General features: G+C 71.4%; 3 protein-coding genes. All 3 read left to right on the top strand.

Features of this window, described 5'->3' with window-relative positions; all coding sequences use genetic code 11:
* Window positions 1–37 precede the first annotated feature (37 nt).
* The 3 genes from OV287_RS13625 to OV287_RS13615 all read left to right on the top strand — a co-directional run bounded on the left by OV287_RS13625 (window position 38) and on the right by OV287_RS13615 (window position 22,679).
* On the top strand, window positions 38–1,222 hold the full coding sequence (locus OV287_RS13625) for a cupin-like domain-containing protein (RefSeq protein ID WP_267534457.1): 1,185 nt from the start codon (window positions 38–40) through the stop codon (window positions 1,220–1,222).
* A 279-nt stretch (window positions 1,223–1,501) separates the two neighbouring features.
* Window positions 1,502–2,761: a hypothetical protein gene (locus OV287_RS13620; protein WP_267534456.1), complete on the top strand. Its 1,260-nt coding sequence runs from the start codon at window positions 1,502–1,504 to the stop codon at window positions 2,759–2,761.
* A 19-nt stretch (window positions 2,762–2,780) separates the two neighbouring features.
* On the top strand, window positions 2,781–22,679 hold the full coding sequence (locus tag OV287_RS13615; protein WP_267534455.1) for a non-ribosomal peptide synthetase: 19,899 nt from the start codon (window positions 2,781–2,783) through the stop codon (window positions 22,677–22,679).
* Window positions 22,680–22,717: the final 38 nt, after the last annotated feature.

The raw sequence follows: 22,717 nt of genomic DNA, 5'->3' as shown, positions 1-22,717 counted from the left end.
CGGCCGGGGTGAACCCTTCTATTAAAGTGGAAATCTCATGAGCCTGCGCCCGCTGCCCTTCGAGGCCCGCCCCATCCGCCGCCTGCACCGGCCTGAGCCCGGGGAGTTCTGGGCCCACCACAGCCAGGAGCCGGTGGTGCTGACGGGCTGCATGGAGGACTGGAAGCTGCTGAAGGAGCTGAGGGCGCGCGCCACGGCCGGACAGAAGCTGGAGTTCCTGGGCTCGCTGCACGGAGCCGAGCCGGTGCGCTACAGCACACTGCCCCGGGGCACGGGAGGGCACTACCACTTCCAGGACAGCGAGGCGCGGAGCACGACGTACGGCCCACCGCAGCCGCGGGTGCCCTTCGACACGTTCGCGAGCCAGTTGCTGCGCAGCCTCAACGGCGAGTCCGACAGCTACGTGTACCTGCAGGCCATGTTCCTCGACCCGGGGACTCCCCTCTGGGAATCGCTCGGGCCGGGGGTGCTGCCACTGCTCTCCGAGGAGCAGGCGCGCCCGATGCTGTGGGCCGGCTCCGACGGGCAGGTGGTCAACCTGCACTACGACGACTTCCTCAACTTCATCTGCATGCTCGAGGGGACGAAGCGGGTGACGGTGTTCGCGCCCGAGTTGATGCCCTCCATGTACCACGCACCTTTCGATCGCATGCTCAACTACGCCCAGGCGAGCCGCGTGAGGATGCTGGAGCCGGACCTCGAGCGCTTCCCGCTCTTCGAGCAGGCGATGAAGGAGGCCCGGGTGGCGGTGCTCGAGCCCGGCGAGGTGCTCTTCCTGCCCCCCATGTGGTGGCACCACGTGGAGTCGTACGGCTTCAACGTGATGATCAACAACTGGGTGTTCCCCGCGCCGCTGGAGGAGATCATCGCGCTGCAGGAGAACGTGACGAAGGCGCTCCGGCTGTTCCAGGACGCCACGGCCGCGCAACGGGCGGAGGCCCGGGCCCACTACGTGAGGAGCGTGCTCGTCGCGGCGGAGGCGGCCGGCGCACCGGAGTCCGGCGGGGCGCGGGAGGCGGAGGAGCCCCGGCACGCGGCGCACCAGGACGAGACGCGGCGGCTCGCCACGCGGCTCCCGGACAGCCTGCGCCAGCAGCTGACGCGCTACTACGACCAGTTCGTCTTCCAGGTGTCCGGCGAGCCGTTCCCGGGCCAGCCCGGCGCCCTGGCCGCGATGATGGAGCGCAACGCCCAGGGGACGAACTACTTCGCGCGCGACTGAGGCTCGTGCGAGGCCGCGGACCAACACTCCGCGAACGTGGCGTCCAGGGGACGGGAGTGAACCGGCCCTCTCTTTTCCCGCACCATCCGCAATCGATACACTTCGCTTCCCCCCATGCCCCGCCCGCCCCCACTGTCCATCGCAGCCGCGCTGCTGCTCCTCTGTCCGGACCTCGCCGCCGCGGCAGAACGGCGCGACGAGGGGCCAGACACCGCTCCGGTGGAAGCACCCGGAGCGGTCTCCGCACCACCAGTCAGCGCCTCACCACTGGATGAGTGGATGCAGCCGGCCACCATCACCCCCGCCGACGAGAGCGCCGAGACACCGGAGCAGGCCACGCCCGCCCCCGCTCAGGTGCCCATCTTCGACGCGGTCCCCTCGCGAACCGCGGAGGGACAACGGGAGCGGGATCTGCTCACCCTGGGAGGCCTCTACTACCAACGTGCCGAGTTCCTCGGCTTCCAGGGGAGCGAGGGACGGACGATGCAGCCCGTGCTCCCCTCGCTCGCGGATGTCTTCATCGACATCCAGCCCTCGGACGAGCTGCGGGGCTTCGTGCGAGGGCGGCTCCTCTACGATGCGCTGGATCCAGTGCTGTCCACGCCCCAGGTCACCCTGGATCAGTTCTGGTTCCGGTTCGGCCTGGGCAAGCGCGTGTTCTTCACCATCGGCCGCCAGCAGCTCCGGTGGGGCAGCAACAAGGTGTGGAACCCCACCGACTTCCTCCAGGAGCCCAATCCGCGGCCGCTCGATGCGTTGGATCTGCGCACGGGCGTCGACATGCTGAAGGTGAACATCCCCTGGGAGGCCATGGCCTCGAACCTGTGGTTGATCGCCACGGCGGACCTGAAGGGACCCGCCTCCCAGCGGCTGCGCTACGGAGGAGCGGTGAGGGCCGAGGTGACACTCGGGCCGAGCGAGCTGAGCCTCACCGCGGCGTTCCAGCAGGGGCGCCGGCCCCGCTACGGCCTGGGCTGGTCCGTGGGAGTGGGCCCGCTGGACTTCAACACCGAGGTGGCCCTGGTGCGCGACAGCCTCGCACGCACCTGGCAGCTCACCGGGGCGGGCATCTCCGAGCGCCCCTATCTGGGACCGCAGCTGCTGGCCAGCGGCGGCGTGGAGACCACCTTCCGGCTCGGAGACGTGTACCGAGCCAACGTCCGGCTGGAGGGCTTCTACAACGCGCTCGGGTACGAGGACCGCCCCCTGCTCACCTGGGTGCACTCCACGGGGGACTACCGCCCGCTCTTCTTCGGCCGCACCTACGGGCTGATCCAGGTGCGCGTGGATCGCCGCAGCCAGGCCGAGCCCGGCATCGGACTCAGCGTGATGTCCAACCTGAGCGATCGCTCCTACCTGGCACGCGTGGATGGCGGTATCGGCGTGCTGCGCGACGTGAACGTGCAGGCGTACCTCGAGATGCCCTTCGGCGAGCGCGGAAGCGAGTTCCTCTTCGAGCCGGACTCCACCGTGGCGGAGCTGCCTTCCTCGAGCCACATGCTCTTCCGAGCCGGGCTCGGCGTCACCATCCGGATGTAAGGACGATTCACTCCACATCATGGCCTCGCAAAAAGAGTTCGATCAGCTGACTCCTGGTGAGAAGCGCGCGCTGCTCAAGCAGCTCCTCGAGCGCGGACCCCAGGGAGGAACCCAGAGCCAGGGCACGTCCGGTGTGGAGCCCCGGCCCAACGTGGTGCGAGACGCGGGGCCAGCGCGACGTCCGGCGAACGAGCCCCCGGTGCCCTCGTCCGCGCAGGAGCGGATGTGGTTCCTGCATCAGCTCGCGCCGGGAGCGGCGAGCTACAACATCCCCCGGGCAGTGGAGCTGAGCGGAGCGCTGGAGCCCCAGGTGCTGGAGACGGCGCTCCGGCAACTGCTGGCACGCCACGAAGCCCTGCGCTCCGTCTTCCCCTCCTCCGAGGGCCGCCCGCTGGTGGCGCTGCGGCCAGTACCCGAGCGGGTGTTGGCCACGGAGGACCTGACGGCCGAGGCCAACCCGGAGGCGCGGTTGCAGCACCGGCTGCACGAGGAGGCCACGCGCCCCTTCGACGTGGAGCACGGACCGCTCTACCGCTTCCACCTCTTCCGCCTCGCGCCGGACAGGCACGTCTTCGAGCTGGTGCTGCACCACCTGGTGCTGGACGGCTGGAGCTACAACGTGCTGATGCGGGAGCTGGGCGAGCTCTACACCGCGCTCGGCCAACAACGGGCCCCCCGGCTCGCCCCGCTGCCGCTGGAGTACGCCGACTTCGCCGCCTGGCAGCGCACGCCCGCCGCCACGGAGCGCGAGGCACCCCACCTGGATTACTGGAAGCGGCAACTGGCCGGCGCGCCCCACGTGCTGGAGCTGCCCACCGACAAGCCGCGTCCGGCGGTCCGGTTGGAGGAGGGAGTGCAGACCGAGCCGGGCTTGCTGCCCGCCTCGCTCACCGAGTCCGTCCGCGCCCTCTGCCGCGAGCGGCAGGTGACGCCCTTCATGGTGTTCTACGCCGCCTTCGCCGCGCTGCTGTACCGGTACTCGCGGCAGACGGACTTCTGCGTAGGCACGCCCGTCGCCGGCCGCACGCACCTGGCGGTGGAAGGCCTGGTGGGCCTCTTCATCAATACCGTGGTGCTGCGCGGAGCCGTCACCTTCGGCACGCCCTTCTCCACCCTGCTGTCCCAGTCGCGCGAGCAGGTACTGGCCGCCTACGCGCACCAGGAGGCCCCCTTCGAGCGCGTGGTGGAGGCCCTCCAGGTGGAGCGCAGCCTCGGCCGGACGCCACTTGTCCAGGTGATGTTCGACCTGTACCAGGAGGAGCGCTCGCTCGCAGAGGCCCTGCCAGGGCTTTCCGCCCGCCCGGTGCATGTGGACACCGGCACCAGCCAGTTCGACCTCTCCCTCACCGTCATCGAGAGCGCCGCCGGCTTCACGCTCACCGTCCAGTACAGCACCGAGCTGTTCGAGGCCCGCACCGTCCAGCGCATGCTGGAGCACTACCTCCGGATCCTCGAGCACGCCCTGCGCGCTCCCGACACGCACGTGGGCGCCCTCGCACTCCTCTCCACGGCCGAGCACGAGCAGGTCCTCCGCTCCTTCAACGACACCGAGCGGCCCTTCGACTCAGAGGCCACCCTCGTCTCCCTCTTCCTGGACCAGGTGGCCCGCACTCCGGACGCCCCCGCCATCGTGGCCCCCGAGGGCACCCTCTCCTTCCGTGAGCTCGCCGAGCAGTCCTCGCGTCTGGCCTCCCATCTGATCGCCGCGGGTGCACAGCCCGAGTCCGTCGTGGGCCTGTGCCTGGAGCGCTCGCTCGATGCCGTGGTGTCGCTGCTGGCCATCTTCATGAGCGGCGCCGGGTGCCTCCCCCTGGAGGCCTCGCATCCCGCAGCCCGCAGGGCCGCGCTGCTGCGCCAGTCCGGCGCACGCCTCGTCGTCTCACGCTCGGAGCTGTTCTCCGGCGTGGAGCTCGCGGTGCCGCTCGTCTCTCCGGACGTGCGGGCAAGCGAGGCCGTCCTCTCCGCGCCGCCGCGCCGGGCTCGCGCGGAGAACCTCGCCTACCTGCTCTACACCTCCGGCTCCACTGGCGAGCCCAAGGGCGCCGAGCTCACCCACCGCAACGTCGTCCACGCCTTCGCCTCCTTCGATCCTTATTACGTGACGCAGCCCGGTGACTGCTGGGTCGCCTGCGGAAGCTTCTCGTTCGACATGCACCTGGAGGAGGTGCTCTTCAGCCTCACGCGCGGGGCTCGCACCGTGCTGCGCGAGGTCGGCCCGCTGGGGCTCGCGCGCGACATCGTCCGCCACGGCATCACGCACTCCGTCCTCACGCCCTCCTCACTCACCACGGCGCTCGAGGAGCCCGGTGCCCTCGAGGCCTTCCGCTCGATGAAGATGATCGCCCTCGGCGGCGAGGCGATCCCCGAGCAGCTCGTGCAGCAGTTCGCCCTGAGCCGGACGAGTCTCATCAACGCCTACGGCCCCACGGAGACGACCATCTGTGTCGTCGCGGAGCAGGTGCTGCCCGGCCAGCCCGTGCGCCTGGGCCATCCCCTGGAGCGCTCACGCGCGTACGTGCTCGACGAGCACGGCCAGCCCGTTCCCATCGGCATCCCGGGCGAGCTCTTCATCGGTGGCCTGGGCCTGGGCCGTGGCTACCGCGGCCGTCCCGATCTCACCGCCGAGCGCTTCGTCCCGGACCCCTTCTCCAGCACGCCTGGCGCCCGCCTCTACCGCACCGGCGACCGCGTCCACTGGAACGCCGATGGCTCGCTGAGCTTCCTGGGCCGCACCGACTTCCAGGTGAAGGTGCGCGGCGTACGCGTCGAGCTGGAAGAGGTGGAGGCCGCCCTGCTGCGCCAGCCCGGCGTGCGTCAGGCCGCCGTCATCACCCGAGGCGCTGGCCGCGACATGCGCTTGGAGGCCTTCCTCGTGCTGGAGAACGAGTCCGCACTGGCATCGCTGCGCCAGTCGCTGGGACGCGCCCTGCCCGAGGCCATGGTGCCCTCGCGCTTCCATGCCCTGCCCTCCCTCCCCTTCACCACCAGCGGCAAGGTGGACCGCAAGGCGCTCGCGGCATTGCCCGTGGAAGCGCCCGAGTCCCCGTCCCAGGGTGAGCCGCCTCGTGGACCCGTGGAGGAGCTGCTGGCCCAGCTCTTCGGCCAGGTGCTCGGCGTGGAGACGGTGCGCCGCGAGGACAACTTCTTCCACCTCGGCGGCCACTCCCTGAGCGCCACCCGGCTCGTGGCCCGCGTGCGTCAGGCCTTCGGCGCGGAGCTGCCCCTCACCGCCCTCTTCTCCTCGCCCACCGTGGCGGGGCTCGCCCAGGCGTTGTCTCAGCGTCAGGGCCATGGCACGGCCGAGCTGCCCACGCCTACGCCCCTCCCGGTGAACGCGCATCCCGTGCTCTCGCCCGCACAGGAGCGGCTGTGGTTCATCCAGCAGTTCCAGCCCGACTCCAGCGCCTACCACATGCCCGAGGCCGTCGAGCTCTCCGGGCCCCTGGACCCCAGCGCCCTGGAGCAGGCCCTGCGCTGGCTGCTGGCACGTCACCCCGTGCTCCGCCTCGCCATCCCTTCCAACGATGGAAACCCCGCCCCCGTCCTCCTCCCCCTCCCCGAGCAGGTGCTCCGTCATGAATCGCCGAGCAGCCAGTCCGAGGCCGCTTCCCGCCTGCGCCAGGAGGTGGACAGGCCCTTCGATATCGCGCGGGGTCCGCTCTACCGCTGCTGGCTGCTGAAGCTCGCCCCCGAGCGCCACGTCCTGCTGCTCGTCTTCCACCACCTGCTCGTCGACGGCCTCTCCCTCGACATCCTCATGCGCGAGCTCGGGCAGGCCTATGCCGCCTTCCTCCAGCAGCGCCAGCCATCCCTTCCTCCCCCGGGCCTGGACAACGCCTCCGTTGCCCTCTGGCTCCGCTCCCAGCCCGTCCTCTCCCGTGAGGACTCCCAGCTCTCCTTCTGGCAGCGCCAGCTCGCGGACGCTCCCGCCCTCCTCCAGCTTCCCACCGACAAGCCCCGCCCCTCCGTCCTCTCCCACCAGGGCGGCTTCTGCGGCTACCACCCCCTCCCCGCTTCCCTCTCGCGCGACCTCCTCTCCTTCTGCCGTCAGCACCAGGCCACGCCCTTCATGGTGCTGTACGCCGCCTTCGCTTCCCTCCTGCACCGCTACTCCGGCCAGGATGACCTCTGCGTCGGCACTCCCGTCTCCGGCCGCACCCACCCCTCCACCGAGGGCGTCGTCGGCCTGCTGCTCAACACCGTCGTCCTCCGCACCCGCTTCCAGCCCGACGCCTCCTTCTCCTCGCTCCTGGCGCAGGTCCGCTCCTCCACCCTGGAGGCCATCGCGCACCAGGATGTGCCCTTCGAGCGGCTCGTCAGTGCCCTCGGCGTCGAGCGCAGCACCAGTCACACGCCCCTCTTCCAGGTGATGTTCGACCTCAACCGGGTCGAGCATTCCCTGGCCAGCGCGTTCCCCAGCCTCCAGGCCGTCCGGCGGAAGCTGGAGTTCTTCAACAGCCCCTTCGAGCTCACCCTCACGGCCATCGAGTCCCCCGAGGGCTACGAGCTCTTCTTCCAGTACAGCACCGAGCTGTTCGAGGCCGGCACCGTCCAGCGCATGCTGGAGCACTACCTCCGACTCCTCGAGCACGCCCTGCGCGCACCCGACACCCACGTCGGTGCCCTCGCCCTGCTCCCTCCTTCCGAGCGCGAGCAGGTCCTCCGCTCCTTCAACGACACCGAGCGGCCCTTCGACTCCGAGGCCACCCTCGTCTCGCTCTTCCTGGAGCAGGTGGCCCGCACTCCGGACGCCCCCGCCGTTGTCGCCCCCGAGGGCACCCTCTCCTTCCGTGAGCTGGCCGAGCGGTCTTCGCGTCTGGCCTCCCAGCTGATCGCCGCGGGCGCCGGGCCCGAGTCCGTCGTGGGCCTGTGCCTGGAGCGCTCGCTCGATGCCGTGGTGGTGCCCCTCGCCATTCTCATGAGTGGTGCCGGATGCCTCCCCCTGGAGGCCTCGCACCCCGCGGCTCGCCGCGCCGCGCTGCTGCGCCAGTCCGGCGCACGCCTCGTCGTCTCACGCCCGGAGCTGTTCTCTGGCGTGGAGCTCGCGGTGCCGCTCGTCTCTCCGGACGCAGGGGCCAATGAGACCGTCCGCCCCGCCGCGCCGCACCGGGCCCGCGCGGAGAACCTCGCCTACCTGCTCTACACCTCCGGCTCCACCGGCGAGCCCAAGGGCGTGGAGCTCACCCACCGCAACCTCGTCCACGCCTTCGCGGCGTTCGATGCGTATTACGCGACGCGGCCCGGTGACTGCTGGGCTGCCTCCACCAGCCCCTCCTTCGACGTCCACCTCGAGGAGCTGTTCTTCAGCCTCACGCGCGGGGCTCGCACCGTGCTGCGCGAGGTGGGTCCGCTGGGGCTCGCGCGCGACATCCTCCGCCATGGCATCACGCATGTGCCCATCACGCCCTCCTCGCTCGCCACGGCCCTGGAGGAGCCCGGCGCTCTGGAAGCCTTCCGCTCACTCCAGGTGCTCATCCTCGGCGGCGAGGCCTTGCCCGAGCAGATCGTTCAGCAGCTCGCCCCGACTCGCACGAGCCTGCTCAACATGTACGGGCCGACGGAGACGACGCTCGGCATCATCTCGGAGCGGGTGCGGCCCGGCCAGCCCGTGCGCCTGGGCCGTCCCCTGGAGCGCTCGCGGGCCTACGTGCTCGACGAGCACGGCCAGCCCGTTCCCATCGGCGTCCCGGGCGAGCTCTTCATCGGTGGCCAGGGCCTGGGCCGTGGCTACCGCGGCCGTCCCGACCTCACCGCCGAGCGCTTCGTCCCGGATCCGTTCTCCGGTGCTCCCAGCGCCCGCCTCTACCGCACCGGCGACCGCGTCCGCTGGAACGCCGATGGCTCGCTCAGCTTCCTGGGCCGCACCGACTTCCAGGTGAAGGTGCGCGGCGTACGCATCGAATTGGAGGAAGTGGAGACGGCGCTGCTGCGCCAGCCCGGCGTACGTCAGGCCGCTGTCATCACCCGAGGCGCTGGCCGCGACATGCGCCTGGAAGCCTTCCTCGTGCTGGAGAACGAGTCCGCGCTGGCCTCGCTGCGCCAGTCGCTGGGACGCGCCCTGCCCGAGGCCATGGTGCCCTCGCGCCTCCATGCCCTGCCCTCCCTGCCCTTCACCACCAGCGGCAAGGTGGACCGCAAAGCGCTGACCGCGCTTGCCGTGGACGCTGGCCCCCTGGCATCCGAAGGCGAAGCCCCACGCGGGCCCGTGGAGGAGTTGCTGGCCCAGCTCTTCAGCCAGGTGCTCGGCGTGGAGACGGTGTGCCGCGAGGACAGCTTCTTCCACCTCGGCGGCCACTCCTTGAGCGCCACCCGGCTCGTGGCCCGCGTGCGTCAGGCCTTCGGCGTCGAGCTGCCCCTGACCTCTCTCTTCTCCTCGCCCACCGTGGCGGGGCTCGCCCAGGAGTTGTCTCAGAGACAGGGCCACGGCACCGCCGAGCTGCCCGCGCCCACGCCTCGCCCGGCGGACGCGCCTCCCGTGCTCTCGCCCGCGCAGGAGCGGCTGTGGTTCATCCAGCAGCTCAAGCCCGACTCCAGCGCCTACCACATGCCCGAGGCCGTCGAGCTCTCCGGGCCCCTGGACTCCAGCGCCCTGGAGCAGGCCCTGCGCTGGCTGCTGGCGCGTCACCCCGTGCTCCGCCTCGCCGTCCCCTCGCATGACGGCGCTCCGGCTCCCGTCCTCCTTCCCATTCCCGAGCACGTGCTCCGCCACGAATCGGCGAATGAGCCGTCCAACGCGGAGGCGCTGGACCGGTGGCTGCGCGAGAAGTCCCTCGAGCCCTTCGCCATGGAGCGGGGTCCGCTCTACCGCTGCTGGCTGCTGAAGCTCGCCCCCGAGTGCCACGTTCTCCTGCTCGTCTTCCACCACCTGCTCGTCGACGGCCTCTCCCTCGACATCCTCATGCGCGAGCTCGGGCAGGCCTACTCTGCCTTCCTCCAGAAGCAGCAGCCCGCCCTTGCGCCCCCGGGCCTGGACAACGCCTCCGTTGCCCTCTGGCTCCGCTCCCAGCCCGTCCTCTCCCGTGAGGACTCCCAGCTCTCCTTCTGGCAGCGCCAGCTCGCGGACGCTCCCGCACTCCTCCAGCTTCCCACCGACAAGCCCCGCCCCTCCGTCCTCTCCCACCAGGGCGGCTTCTCCGGCTTCCATCCCCTTCCCGCCTCCCTCTCGCGCGACCTCCGCGACTTCTGCCGCCAGCACCAGGCCACTCCCTTCATGGTGCTGTACGCCGCCTTCGCTTCCCTCCTGCACCGCTACTCCGGTCAGGATGACTTTTGCGTCGGCACTCCCGTCTCCGGCCGCACCCACCCCTCCACCGAGGGCGTCGTCGGCCTGCTGCTCAACACCGTCGTCCTCCGCACCCGCTTCCAGCCCGACGCCTCCTTCTCCTCGCTCGTCTCCCATGTCCGCGCGTCTTCCCTCGAGTCCTTCGCGCACCAGGACGTGCCCTTCGAGCGGCTCGTCAGCGCACTCGGTGTCGAGCGCAGCACCAGCCACACGCCCCTCTTCCAGGTCGTGTTCAACCTCAACCGGGTCGAGCACTCCCTGGCCAGCGCGTTCCCCGGCCTCCAGGCCCGCCCCCTGCAACCCGATGCCCTCGGGAGCCCCTTCGAGCTCTCCTTCGTCGTCACCGAGAGCGCCCAGGGCTACACGCTGGCCTGCCGCTACAGCACCGAGCTGTTCGAGGCCGGCACCCTGCAACGCCTGCTGAGCCACTACGAGCAGCTCCTCACCCACGCGCTGCGGGCCCCCGACACCCGCATCGGCGCGCTGCCGCTGCTGACGGACGCGGAGCGCCACCGGCTGCTGGTGGAGTGGAACCAGACGCACGCCAGCAACTCCACGGACGCGTGCCTCCACACGCTCATCGAGGCCCAGGTGGTCCGCGCGCCGCACGTGGCCGCAGTGCGCCTCGGGGACGAGGTGCTCACCTATGGCGAGCTCAACCGCCGCGCCAACCAGCTCGCGCACCAGCTGCGCCGGCTCGGCGTGGGCCCCGAGGTCCGCGTCGGCCTCTGCCTGGAGCGCTCGGTCGAGCAGGTGGTGGCGGTGCTCGCCATCCTCAAGGCGGGCGGTGCCTACGTGCCGTTCGAGCCCTCCACCCCGAAGGAGCGGCTGGCCTTCATGCTCCGGGACTCCCGCGCGCCCGTGCTGATAACCCGGCGGAAGCTCGCCGACGGCCTCTCCGCCCAGGACGTGCGCCTGCTGTGCCTGGACACGCACGGACCGGAGCTCGCGCGCGAGCCCGAGTCCAATCCCCTTCCTCTGAGCGGCCCGGAGCACCTCGCGTACGTCATCTACACCTCGGGCTCCACCGGCATGCCCAAGGGCGTGATGATCCAGCACCGCTCCGTGGTGAACCTGCTGGCGGCGCTCGAGACCGCCATCTACGCCGGGAGCCAGGCGCCGCTGCGGGTGAGCCTCAATGCCCCGCTGTCCTTCGATGCCTCGGTCAAGCAGCTCATCCAGCTCGCCCACGGCCACACGCTCTGCATCATGCCCGAGGAGGCGCGGGGTGACGTGAGCGCGATGCTCTCGTACATCGAGCGCTACCAGTTGGACGTGCTCGACTGCTCTCCCGCGCACCTGCGGTTGCTGCTCGACGAGGGGCTCGGAACGCGGCCCGAGAGCACCCCGCGGCGGGTGCTGGTGGGCGGCGAGGCGCTGAGCGCATCCACCTGGGCCGTGCTCGCGCACCATCCCCGCATCTCCTTCTTCAACGTCTACGGCCCCACCGAGTGCACGGTGGACACCACTGCCTGCGCCGCCAGCAGCAGGCCAGAAGGGCCGACCATCGGCCGGCCCCTGCGCAACGTGCGGGTCTACGTGCTGGACCAGAACCTCCACCCCGTGCCCGTGGGCGTCCCCGGGGAGCTGTTCATCGGAGGCGCCGGGCTCGGCCGCGGCTACCAGGAGCGCCCGGACCTGACGGCGGAGAAGTTCATTCCGGATCCGTTCTCCTCCACGCCCGGAGCACGCCTGTACCGGACGGGAGACCTGGTCCGCTACCTGCCGGACGGTCACATCGAGTACCTGGACCGCATCGACTTCCAGGTGAAGGTGCGCGGCTTCCGCATCGAGCTGGGAGAAGTGGAAGCGGTGCTCGGCCGGCACCCGGCGGTGAGCGAGGCCGCGGTGGTGGTGCACGAGGCCTCGGGAGACAAGCGGCTGGTGGCGTTCCTGGTGCCCAGGAGCGAGCCGGTGCCCGAGGGCGAGCTGCGCGCGTGGCTGAGGCAGTCACTGCCGGAGTACATGGTCCCGGCGGCGCTCGTCCCGCTGGAGCGGATGCCGCTCTCGCGCCACGGCAAGGTGGACCGCAAGGCGCTGGCGGCGCTCGCGGTGGACGCGAGCCCCATGGTCACGGAGGGCGAGGCCCCACGTGGGCCCGTGGAGGAGTTGCTCGCGCAGCTCTTCGGCCAGGTGCTCGGCGTGGAGACGGTGCGCCGTGAGGACGACTTCTTCCACCTCGGCGGACACTCCCTGAGCGCCACCCGGTTGGTGTCACGGGTACGCCAGTCCTTCGGCGTCGAGCTGCCCCTGGTGGCCCTCTTCACCTCGCCCACCGTGGCGGGGCTCGCGCGGGAGCTGTCGCAGCGCCAGGGCCACGGCATGGCCGGACTGTCCGCGCCCACGCCCCGCCCGGCGGACGCGCCTCCCGTGCTGTCCTTCGCGCAGGAGCGCATGTGGTTCCTGCAGCAGCTCCGGCCGGACTCGCACGCCTACCACATCGATGGTGCCGTCGAGGTGGAGGGGCCACTCCAGGCCGACGTGCTGGAACAGGCCCTGCGCTGGCTGCTGGAGCGCCACCCCGTGCTCCGTCTGGCCGTGCCCTCCCAGGAGGGCAATCCCGCCCCCGTCCTGCTGCCCGTTCCCGGGCAGGTGCTGCGTCAGGAGTCTCTGGCCGAACGGCTCGATGCGAAGGAGCGGCTGGCCGAACGGCTCCGCCAAGAGGTGGACCGGCCCTTCGACATGGCTCAGGGCCCGCTCTTCCGCTTCTGGCTGTGGCGGCTCTCCCCCGAGCGCCATGCCCTCCTGCTCGTCTTCCACCACCTGCTGGTGGATGGCCTGTCCATGGGCATCCTGCTGCGTGAGTTGGGGCAGGCCTACGCCGCCTTCCTCCTGCATCAGCCGCCCTCCCTGCCCGCGCCCCTGCTGGACAACTCCGACGTCGCCGCCTGGCAGCGCACTCCCGCTCTCCTCGCACGTGAAGAGGCGCAGCTCCGCTTCTGGCGCTCCCAGCTGGAAGACGCTCCCCGCCTCCTCCAACTGCCCACCGACAAGCCCCGCCCCTCCGTCCTCTCCGACTCGGGCTCCTCCACCTCGTCGCTCCGTCTCCCGGACTCGCTCTCCCATGCCCTCGGTGTCCTGTGCCGCCAGCATCAGGTCACCCCCTTCATGGCCCTCTACGCCGCCTTCTCCGCCCTGCTCTCTCGCTACTGCGGCCAGCAGGACCTCTGTGTCGGCGTCCCTGTCTCCGGCCGCACCCATCCCTCCTCCGAGCAGGTGGTGGGCCTCTTCGTCAACACCCTCGTCCTGCGCTCCCAGCCCAGGCCCGACTCCTCCTTCGCTTCTCTCCTGGCCCAGGTCCGCGCTTCTTCCCTCGACGCCTTCGCACACCAGGACGTCCCCTTCGAGAAGCTCATCTCTCACCTCGGCGTCGAGCGCAGCCCCAACCACTCCCCGCTCTTCCAGGTGATGTTCGACCTCAACCGGGTCGAGCACTCCCTCGCCGACGCGCTCCCCGGGCTCCAGGTGCGCCCGCTGAAGCAGGACATCCTCAGCAGCCCCTTCGACCTGTCCCTCACGGCCATCGAGTCCCCCGAGGGCTACGAGTTCTTCTTCCAGTACAGCACCGAGCTGTTCGAGGCCGGCACCGTGCAGCGTATGCTGGAGCACTACCTCCGGCTCCTCGAGCACGCCCTGCGCGCTCCCGACACGCGCCTGGACGCCCTCTCCCTGCTCGCGCCCTCCGAGCGCCAGCAGGTCCTCTTCTCCTTCAACGACACCCAGCGGCCCTTCGACTCCGAGGCCACCGTCGTCTCTCTGTTCCTGGACCAGGTGGCTCGCACTCCGGAGGCCCCCGCCATCGTGGCCCCCGAGGGCACCCTCTCCTTCCGTGAGCTCGCCGAACAGTCCTCGCGTCTGGCGGCACATCTGATCGCCGCGGGCGCCGGGCCCGAATCCGTCGTGGGCCTGTGCCTGGAGCGCTCGCTCGATGCCGTGGTGTCGCTGTTCGCCATCTTCATGAGCGGCGCTGGGTGCCTCCCGCTGGAGGCCTCGCACCCCGCGGCCCGCCGTGCCGCGCTGCTGCGCCAGTCCGGCGCACGCCTCGTCCTCTCTCGCACCAACTTGTTCTCCGGCGTGACGCTGGAGGTGCCCCTCGTCTCTCCGGACGTGCGGGCAACCGAGGCCGTCCTCTCCACCCCGCCGCGCCGGGCCCGCGCGGAGAACCTCGCCTACCTGCTCTACACCTCCGGCTCCACCGGCGAGCCCAAGGGCGTGGAGCTCACGCACCGCAACGTCGTCCACTGCTTCGCGGCGTTCGATCCGTACTACGCGACGCGGCCCGGTGACTGCTGGGCCTGCTCCGGCAGCCTGTCGTTCGACATCCACCTGGAGGAGGTGCTCTTCAGCCTCACGCGCGGGGCTCGCACCGTGCTGCGCGAGGTCGGCCCGCTGGGGCTCGGACGCGACATCGTCCACCATGGCATCACCCACACCGTCATCACGCCTTCCTCGCTCGCCACGGCCCTGGAGGAACCCGATGCCCTGGAGGCCTTCCGCTCGCTGAAGGTGCTCGTCACCGGAGGCGAGGTGCTGCCGGATCCGCTCGTCCAGCAGCTCGCCCTGACGAAGACGAAGCTGGTCAACACGTACGGCCCCACCGAGACGAGCATCAACGTCGTCGCGGAATTCACCCCGCTGGATCGTCCCGTGCGCCTGGGGCGCCCGCTGGACCGGTGCCGCATCTACGTTCTCGACGAGCGAGGCGAGCCCGTTCCCCCCGGCGTTCCTGGCGAGCTCTTCATCGGGGGTACGCCCCTGGGCCGTGGCTACCGCGGCCGTCCCGAGCTCACCGCCGAGCGCTTCCTCCCAGACCCCTTCTCCGGCGACCCCGGCGCCCGCCTCTACCGCACCGGCGACCGCGTCCGCTGGAACTCCGATGGCTCGCTCAGCTTCCTGGGCCGCACCGACTTCCAGGTGAAGGTGCGCGGCGTGCGCATCGAGCTGGAAGAGGTGGAGGCAGCCCTGCTGCGCCAGCCCGGCGTGCGTCAGGCCGCCGTCATCATCCGGGGCTCTGGCCGCGACATGCGCCTGGAGGCCTTCCTCGTGCTGGAGAACGAATCAGCGCTGGCCTCGCTGCGCCAGTCGCTGGCCCGTGCCCTGCCCGAGGCCATGGTGCCCTCGCGCTTCCATGCCCTGCCCTCCCTGCCCTTCACCACCAGCGGCAAGGTGGACCGCAAGGCGCTCGCGGCCCTGCCCGTGGAGGCTCCCGAGTCCCCGTCCCAGGGTGAGGCCCCACGCGGGCCCGTGGAGGAGTTGCTCGCGCAGCTCTTCGGCCAGGTGCTCAGCGTGGAGACGGTGCGCCGCGAGGACGACTTCTTCCACCTCGGTGGCCACTCCCTGAGCGCCACCCGGCTGGTGGCTCGCGTGCGTCAAGCCTTCGGCGTCGAGCTGCCGCTCACCGCCCTCTTCTCCTCGCCCACCGTAGCGGGACTCGCCCACGAGGTGTCTCAGCGCCAGGGCCACGACACGGCGGAGCTGCCCGCCCCCACGCCCCGCCCAGCGGACGCGCCTCCCGTGCTGTCCTTCGCACAGGAGCGCATGTGGTTCCTGCAGCAGCTCCAGCCGGACTCGCACGCCTACCACATCGATGGCGCCGTCGAGGTGGAGGGGCCACTCCAGGCCGACGTGCTGGAGCAGGCCCTGCGCTGGCTGCTGGCACGTCACCCCGTGCTCCGTCTGGCCGTGCCCTCCCAGGAGGGCAATCCCGCCCCCGTCCTGCTGCCCGTTCCCGAGCGGGTGCTGCATCTCGAGTCCCTGGCCGGGCTGCCCGAGGCAGCCTCCCGCCTGACGGCCCGGCTCCGCCAGGAGGCGGACAAGCCCTTCGACATGGCTCAGGGCCCGCTCTACCGCTTCTGGCTGTGGCGGCTCTCCCCCGGGCGCCATGCCCTCCTGCTCGTCTTCCACCACCTGCTCGTCGACGGCCTCTCCCTCGACATCCTCATGCGCGAGTTGGGTCAGGCCTACGCCGCCTTCCTCCAGCATCAGCCGCCCTCCCTGCCCGCGCCCCTGCTGGACAACTCCGACGTCGCCGCCTGGCAGCGCACTCCCGCTCTCCTCTCCCGTGAAGAGGCGCAGCTGCGCTTCTGGCGCTCCCAGTTGGAAGACGCTCCCCGCCTCCTCCAGCTGCCCACCGACAAGCCCCGCCCCTCCCTCCTCTCCGACTCGGGCTCCTCCACTGCTTCCCTCCGCCTGTCCGAGTCTCTCTCCCAGGCCCTGGGTGCCCTGTGCCGCCAGCATCAGGTCACCCCCTTCATGGCCCTCTACGCCGCCTTCTCCGCCCTGCTCTCGCGCTACTGCGGCCAGCAGGACCTCTGCGTCGGCGTCCCCGTCTCCGGCCGTACCCACCCCTCCTCCGAGCAAGTGGTGGGCCTCTTCGTCAACACCCTCGTCCTGCGCTCCCAGCCCCAGCCTGACGCCTCCTTCGCCTCTCTGCTGGCTCAGGTCCGCACCACCGCCCTGGACGCCTTCGCCCACCAGGACGTCCCCTTCGAGAAGCTCATCTCTCACCTCGGCGTCGAGCGCAGCTCCAACCGCTCCCCGCTGATCCAGGTGGCCTTCGTCTGGAACCGCATCGGCCAATCCATGTCCGATGCACTCCCGGGGCTCGCCACCCGCTCCATCGAGCTCTCCAGCACGGCCTCCAAGTTCGACCTGGCGCTGATCGTCCTGGAGAACGGTCCCTCGCTGGAGATCTCCGCCGACTTCAGCACCGAGCTGTTCGAGGCCAGCACCGTGCAGCGCATGCTGGAGCACTACCTGCGCCTGCTCGAGCACGCGCTGCACGCTCCGGACACCCGCCTCGAGGCGCTGCCGCTGCTCTCCGGTGAGGAGCGCGAGCACGTGGTGCGCTCCTTCAACGACACCTGGAGGCCCTTCGAGACCGGCACCACCTACGCCTCGCTCTTCCAGGCCCAGGCCGCACGCGCCCCCGAGGCTCCCGCCCTGCTCGCCCGCGACGGCGCCCTCACCTACCGCCAGCTCGACGAGCGTGCCACCGCCCTCGCCCACCAGCTGGCGGCCCTGGGCGCGGGCCCCGAGAGCGTCATCGGCGTGTGCCTGGAGCGCTCCAGCGAGCTGCTCGTCTCGCTGCTGGCCATCCTCAAGGCCGGCGCGGCCTACCTGCCCCTGGAGGTGGCCCACCCGGCCTCCCGCCGCACCGCCCTGCTGCGCTCGGCGGGCGCTCGCCTGGTGGTGGCCCGCCCCGAGTCCTTCCCCGAGCCGGTGGAGGGACTCACGTGTGTGGCCCCCGATGCGCACAGGGCCTCGGCGCCGCTGCGTCCGGCCGCTCCGGAGAACCTCGCCCTCGTCCTCTTCACCTCTGGCTCCACGGGCGAGCCCAAGGCCGTGGCCCTCACCCACCGCAACCTCTGCCACCTCTTCGCCGCGGCCGACACCGGCTACCCCTCGCGGCCCGGAGACACCACGCTGGCGGCCGCCTCGGTGGCCTTCGACGTCCACGTGGCGGAGCTGCTCTACCCCCTGGCGCGCGGCGCTCGCATCGTCCTGCGAGAGACCGGTCCGCTGGGCATGGCCCGGGACATCCTCCAGCACCGGGCCACGCACCTGCTCGCCACTCCGTCCGTCCTCTCGGCCGCCCTCGAGGAGCCGGAGGCCCCGGAGGCCCTGCGCGTCCTCTCCTACCTCCAGCTCGGCGGCGAGGCGCCTCCCGAGTCTCTCGTGCAACGGCTCGCCACGGGCCAGCTCCGGCTGCTCAACGGCTACGGGCCCAGCGAGAACACCTGCTTCACCACACTCAGCCCGCTGCGGCCCGGCGCGCCCATCCGCCTGGGCCGCCCCCTCGACAGGGTGCGCCTCTACGTGGTGGATGGGCTCGGTCAGCCCACCCCTCCGGGCGTCCCCGGCGAGCTCTACATCGGAGGAGAGGGCCTCGCGCGCGGCTACCACGGACGCCCCGGCCTCACCGCCGAGCGCTTCGTCCCGGATGCTCTCTCCGGGACTCCGGGCGCGCGCCTCTATCGCACGGGCGACCGCGTCCGCTGGAACGAGGACGGAACGCTCGGCTTCCTGGGCCGCACCGACTTCCAGGTGAAGGTGCGCGGCGTGCGCATCGAGCTGGAGGAGGTGGAGGCCGCCCTGCTGCGCCAGCCCGGAGTGCGCCAGGCAGCGGTGCTCGCGCGCCAGCACGGGAGGGAGCTGCGCCTGGAGGGCTTCATCGCCCGCGCGGACGCCACCTCCGGAGACGCGGAGGCGCTGCGCCAGGCACTGGCCTCGGTGCTGCCGGACGCGATGGTGCCCTCGCGCCTCATCGTGCTCCCCCAACTGCCCCTCACCGCCAACGGCAAGGTGGACCGCAAGGCGCTCGCGGCCCTGCCCGTGGAGCAGTCCGAGGCCGCGTCCCCGGGCGAGCCGCCTCGTGGGCCCGTGGAGGAGTTGCTGGCGCAGCTCTTCAGCCAGGTGCTCGGCGTGGAGACGGTGCGCCGCGAGGATGACTTCTTCCACCTCGGCGGCCACTCCCTGAGCGCCACCCGGCTGGTGGCCCGCGTACGCCAGGCCTTCGGCGTCGAGCTGCCCCTCACCGCCTTCTTCTCCGCGCCCACCGTGGCGGGGCTCGCGGCCCGGCTCGGCACCGCTCCCGGCCGCAAGGCGGAGCGGCTGCTGCCTCCCGAGGGAGAGCGGCCCACGAGCGTCCCGCCCTCGCTGGTGCAAGAGCGGCTCTGGTACGCGCTGCAGCTTCCGGAGGCGCCGCCCTTCGTCGTCATGATCGCCTCCGTGCTCGAAGGCGCGCTCGACGCCGCCGCGCTGGAAGCGGCAATCGTGGGCGTGGTGGAGCGCAACGAGACGCTACGCAGCACCTTCATCCTGCGGGGCGAGACACTCCTGGTCCAGGTGGACACGGCGGCCCGCCCGCGGCTGCTCCGCACGGACCTGTCGCACCTTCCGCCCGAGGAGTCCCTGGCGGTGGCCAATGACATCGCCACGCGCCACGGCCGGCAGCACTTCGAGCTGGCGCGCGGGCCGCTCTACCGCTTCGAGCTCCTCCAACTGGACACGGCGGGCACGCGGCACGTGCTCATCGCCTCCCTCAGCCACCTGGTGATGGATGGCCTGGGCATGCAGTCCTTCCTGGGCGAACTGGCGCGGGCCTACCACGCGACGCTCGCGGGCCAGTCCCCCGCGCTGCCGCCAGCCCTCGTGCAGTACTCGGACTTCGCGCGCTGGCAGCGCGGCCCGGAGCACCTGCGCCAGGTGGAGGAGAGCCTCGAGTCCTGGAAGCAGGCCCTGGCGAACGCGCCTCCGGTGTTAGACCTGCCGCTGGACTTCCCGCGCCGCGCCCCCGCGCTCAACGCCAACATGCGGCCGGTGCGCCTCACGCTGGGCGCTGGGAGTGTGGCCGCGCTCAAGACGCTGGCCCGGCAGGAGGGCGTGTCCACCTTCACCGCCATGCTCGCCCTCACCCAGGCATGGCTGCACCGACTGAGCGGCCAGGAGCACGTGGTGGTGGCCTCGCCCTTCTCGGGACGCCTCCTGCCGGAGACGGAGCGCATGGTGGGCTACTTCGCCAACGTGCTGCCCCTGTGCACGGACCTCTCCGGCGAGCTCTCCTTCCGCGCGCTGCTGAAGCGGACCCGGGACGTGGTGCTGCACGCCACCACCCACCAGGAGATTCCCTTCAAGCGCATCGTGGACGTGGCCCAGCCGGATGCGGACCGCACCGCACCGCCGCTGGCCCAGGCCCTGCTGATGCTCGACACCTTCAGTGCCCCCGGCTTCGCGGGGCTCGCCATGTCGGACCTGGCGGGAGAGGGCATCATCCCGGCCTATGACGTGGTGGTGCACCTGCTGGAGAAGTCCGGGAGCATGGAGTGCACGCTCGCCACCGACGGGGCCCTCTTCACCCCGCGCACGGCCGAGCGCATGAGCGGCGCCTTCGAGCAGCTCTTCTCCGAGGTGGTACGGGCTCCGGACGCGCCGCTGTCGCGGCTGGCGCTGCTTCCGGCCTCGCAGCGCCAGCAGGTGCTGGAGGCGCTCGACGGTGGGACGCAACAGGTGCCGGCCGGGGCCTGCATCCACACGCTCTTCGAGGCCCAGGTGCGCCGCACGCCCGAGGCGCCCGCGGTGGCCCATGGCACCACCACCTGGAGCTACGCCGAGCTCAACGCCCGCGCCAACCTCTTGGCCTCCCGCCTCGTCGCGAGCGGCCTGCGGCCCGAGGAGCGGGTGGGCGTGGTGATGGAGCCCTCCGCGCAGGGGCTCGCGGTGCTGCTGGGCATCCTCAAGGCCGGCGGCGCCTACGTCCCGTTGGATCCAGGCTGGCCGGAGCCCCGCAAGCGTCTGGCGCTCGAGCGCGCGGGAGCACGCACCCTCTGGGTGGACGCGGCGCTGAAGGAGGCCCACGAGGGGCTCGTGTCGCTCGTGGAGGTGCCGCCCCAGCCCGAGCAGATACCGGGGGAGCTCGGCCCCGGGCCCCGGACGGTGTCCGACGCGCAGCTCGCCTACATCATCTTCACCTCCGGCTCCACCGGCGAGCCCAAGGGCGTGATGGTGGAGCACCGCTCGGTGGTGAACCACAACCTGGCCATCGCCGCCCGCTTCGGCCTGCGCCCGGGCGACCGGATGCTGCAGTTCGCCCCGCTCAGCTTCGACGCGGCCGCCGAGGACCTGTACCCACCGCTGGCCGTAGGCGCCACCGTGGTGATGCGCAACGGGCTGGTGCCGGCACATGCCCTCACGCCCTCGCTGGAGCAGGAGGACATCACCATCATCAGCCTGCCGCCCACGTACATCGAGGAGTGGGTGCGGCAGATGGACGCCCTGGGCCAGCGCGTGCCCTCGCGGCTGCGGCTGCTGGCACCCGGTGGAGACGTGCTCAAGCGCGAGACGTACGAGGCCTGGCTGCGCGTGGGCGGCGCGCACGCGCCCTGGCTCAACGTCTACGGCCCCACCGAGTGCACCATCACCTCGGCCACCTGCGACATCCCAGGCGCCGAGGGAGTGGGCACCGACGTCACCTTCCCCATCGGCCGCCCCATCCCCCGCGTCCGTTTCTACCTGCTGGACGAGCACCTCGAGCCGGTGCTCCCGGGGTTGCCGGGCAAGGTGTACATCGCAGGCGCGGCGCTCTCGCGCGGCTACCTCGGCGCGCCGGACATGACGGCCGAGCGCTTCCTGCCGGACCTGTTCTCGGCCGAGCCGGGCGCGCGCATGTACCACACCGGAGACCTGGCCCGGCTGCAGCCCGACGGCCGCCTGCGCTTCCTGGGGCGGGCGGATCATCAGGTGAAGATCCGCGGCTTCCGCATCGAGCTGTCGGAGATAGAGAACTGTCTGCGGCGCTTCCCGAAGGTGGAGGAGGCGGTGGTGCTCGCGCGCACGTCGGCGGCGGGCCTGCAGCAGCTCTGTGCCTGGGTGCAGGCGCCCACCTCGGTCGGGGCGGACGCGCTGCGCTCGCACGTGGCGGCGGAGCTTCCCGCGTACATGGTCCCCGCGGCCTTCGTCGTCATGGAGCAACTGCCGATCAACAACAACGGCAAGGTGGACCGGCGCGCCCTGCCGTCCCCGGAAGCAGCGCCCGCCGCGCCCACGGAGACGCCGGCGGCGTCGCAGGAGCTGGCCTTCCGCTCCACGCTGGAGATGCGGCTGCAGCGCCTGTGGAGTGAGGTGCTGCATCAGCCCGAGGTGGGACCCGGGGACGACTTCTTCCAGATTGGCGGCGACTCGCTGCTCGCCATGCGGCTGTTGGGGCGCATGGAGGAGGAGTTCGGCATGCCGGTGCCGCTGGCCACCCTCTTCCAGAATCCGGTGCTGAAGGACGCGGCGGATGCGCTGGCGGAGCTGCTGGCGGAGGGAGGCGCGCTCTCGAGCGTGGTGCCCCTGCACGGCCCGGACGTTCCGGCGGATGCGCCGGCGATCTTCCTCTTCCACCCGGGTGACGGCGAGCTGCACTACTACCGCCACCTCACGCCGTTGCTGGAGCCGCACCTGCGCTGCTTCGGCATCCAGGCGCCCGAGACGCTCTCCCCACGCACCTTCGCAACCTTCGCCGAGCGCATCGAGGAGTACGTGGCGGACATCCGCGCCATCCAGCCCCAGGGGCCGTACCGGCTGCTGGGCCACTCGTTCGGCGGCTACCCGGCCTACGGCGTGGCGGCGGCGCTCGAGGCGGCGGGGGAGCGGGTGGAGCTGCTGGCGATGATGGACACCATCACCGACCACGTCATGAAGGAAGTGGAGCCGGTGCAGCTCGCGCCGGACCTGGCCATCGCCAAGATGTTCGAGGTGCTCAGCGAGGAGCTGGAGCGCGAGCTGGCCCCGCTGCCGCAGGACGAGCGGTGGGAGCGCGTGGCGACCCGGGCGCGCGACACGGGGGCAGTGGCGGCCCACTTCACGGGGAAGGACCTGGCCCGCCTGTCGCGCATGCTCGAGCTACTGCCGCCGCAGATTCCGGGGTGGCCCGTCCCGGAGCTGCCCCACGCGCGGCTGCGCTTCTTCCGGGCCTCGAGCACGCCCACGCAGGACGAGACGCTCGGATGGAGCCGGTACGTGCCACGCGAGCGCATCGACGTGGTGCTGCTCCCGGGCGGGCACTCCAGCGCCCTGGAGCATCCCGGGGTGAAGGACTTCGTGGCCCGGCTGCTCGCCATGGTGGGAGTCTGCGGGGAGCAGGCGGCGGGGTGAGGCGGGGGGCGCGGCGCCTGCGGAACCATGACAGGTGA

It is taken from the genome of Archangium lansingense (assembly GCF_026626635.1).
Classification (GTDB): Bacteria; Myxococcota; Myxococcia; order Myxococcales; family Myxococcaceae; genus Archangium; species Archangium lansingense.
Note: the sequence above shows the minus strand (reverse complement) of the source record. Positions and strands in the feature narration are given on the sequence as shown.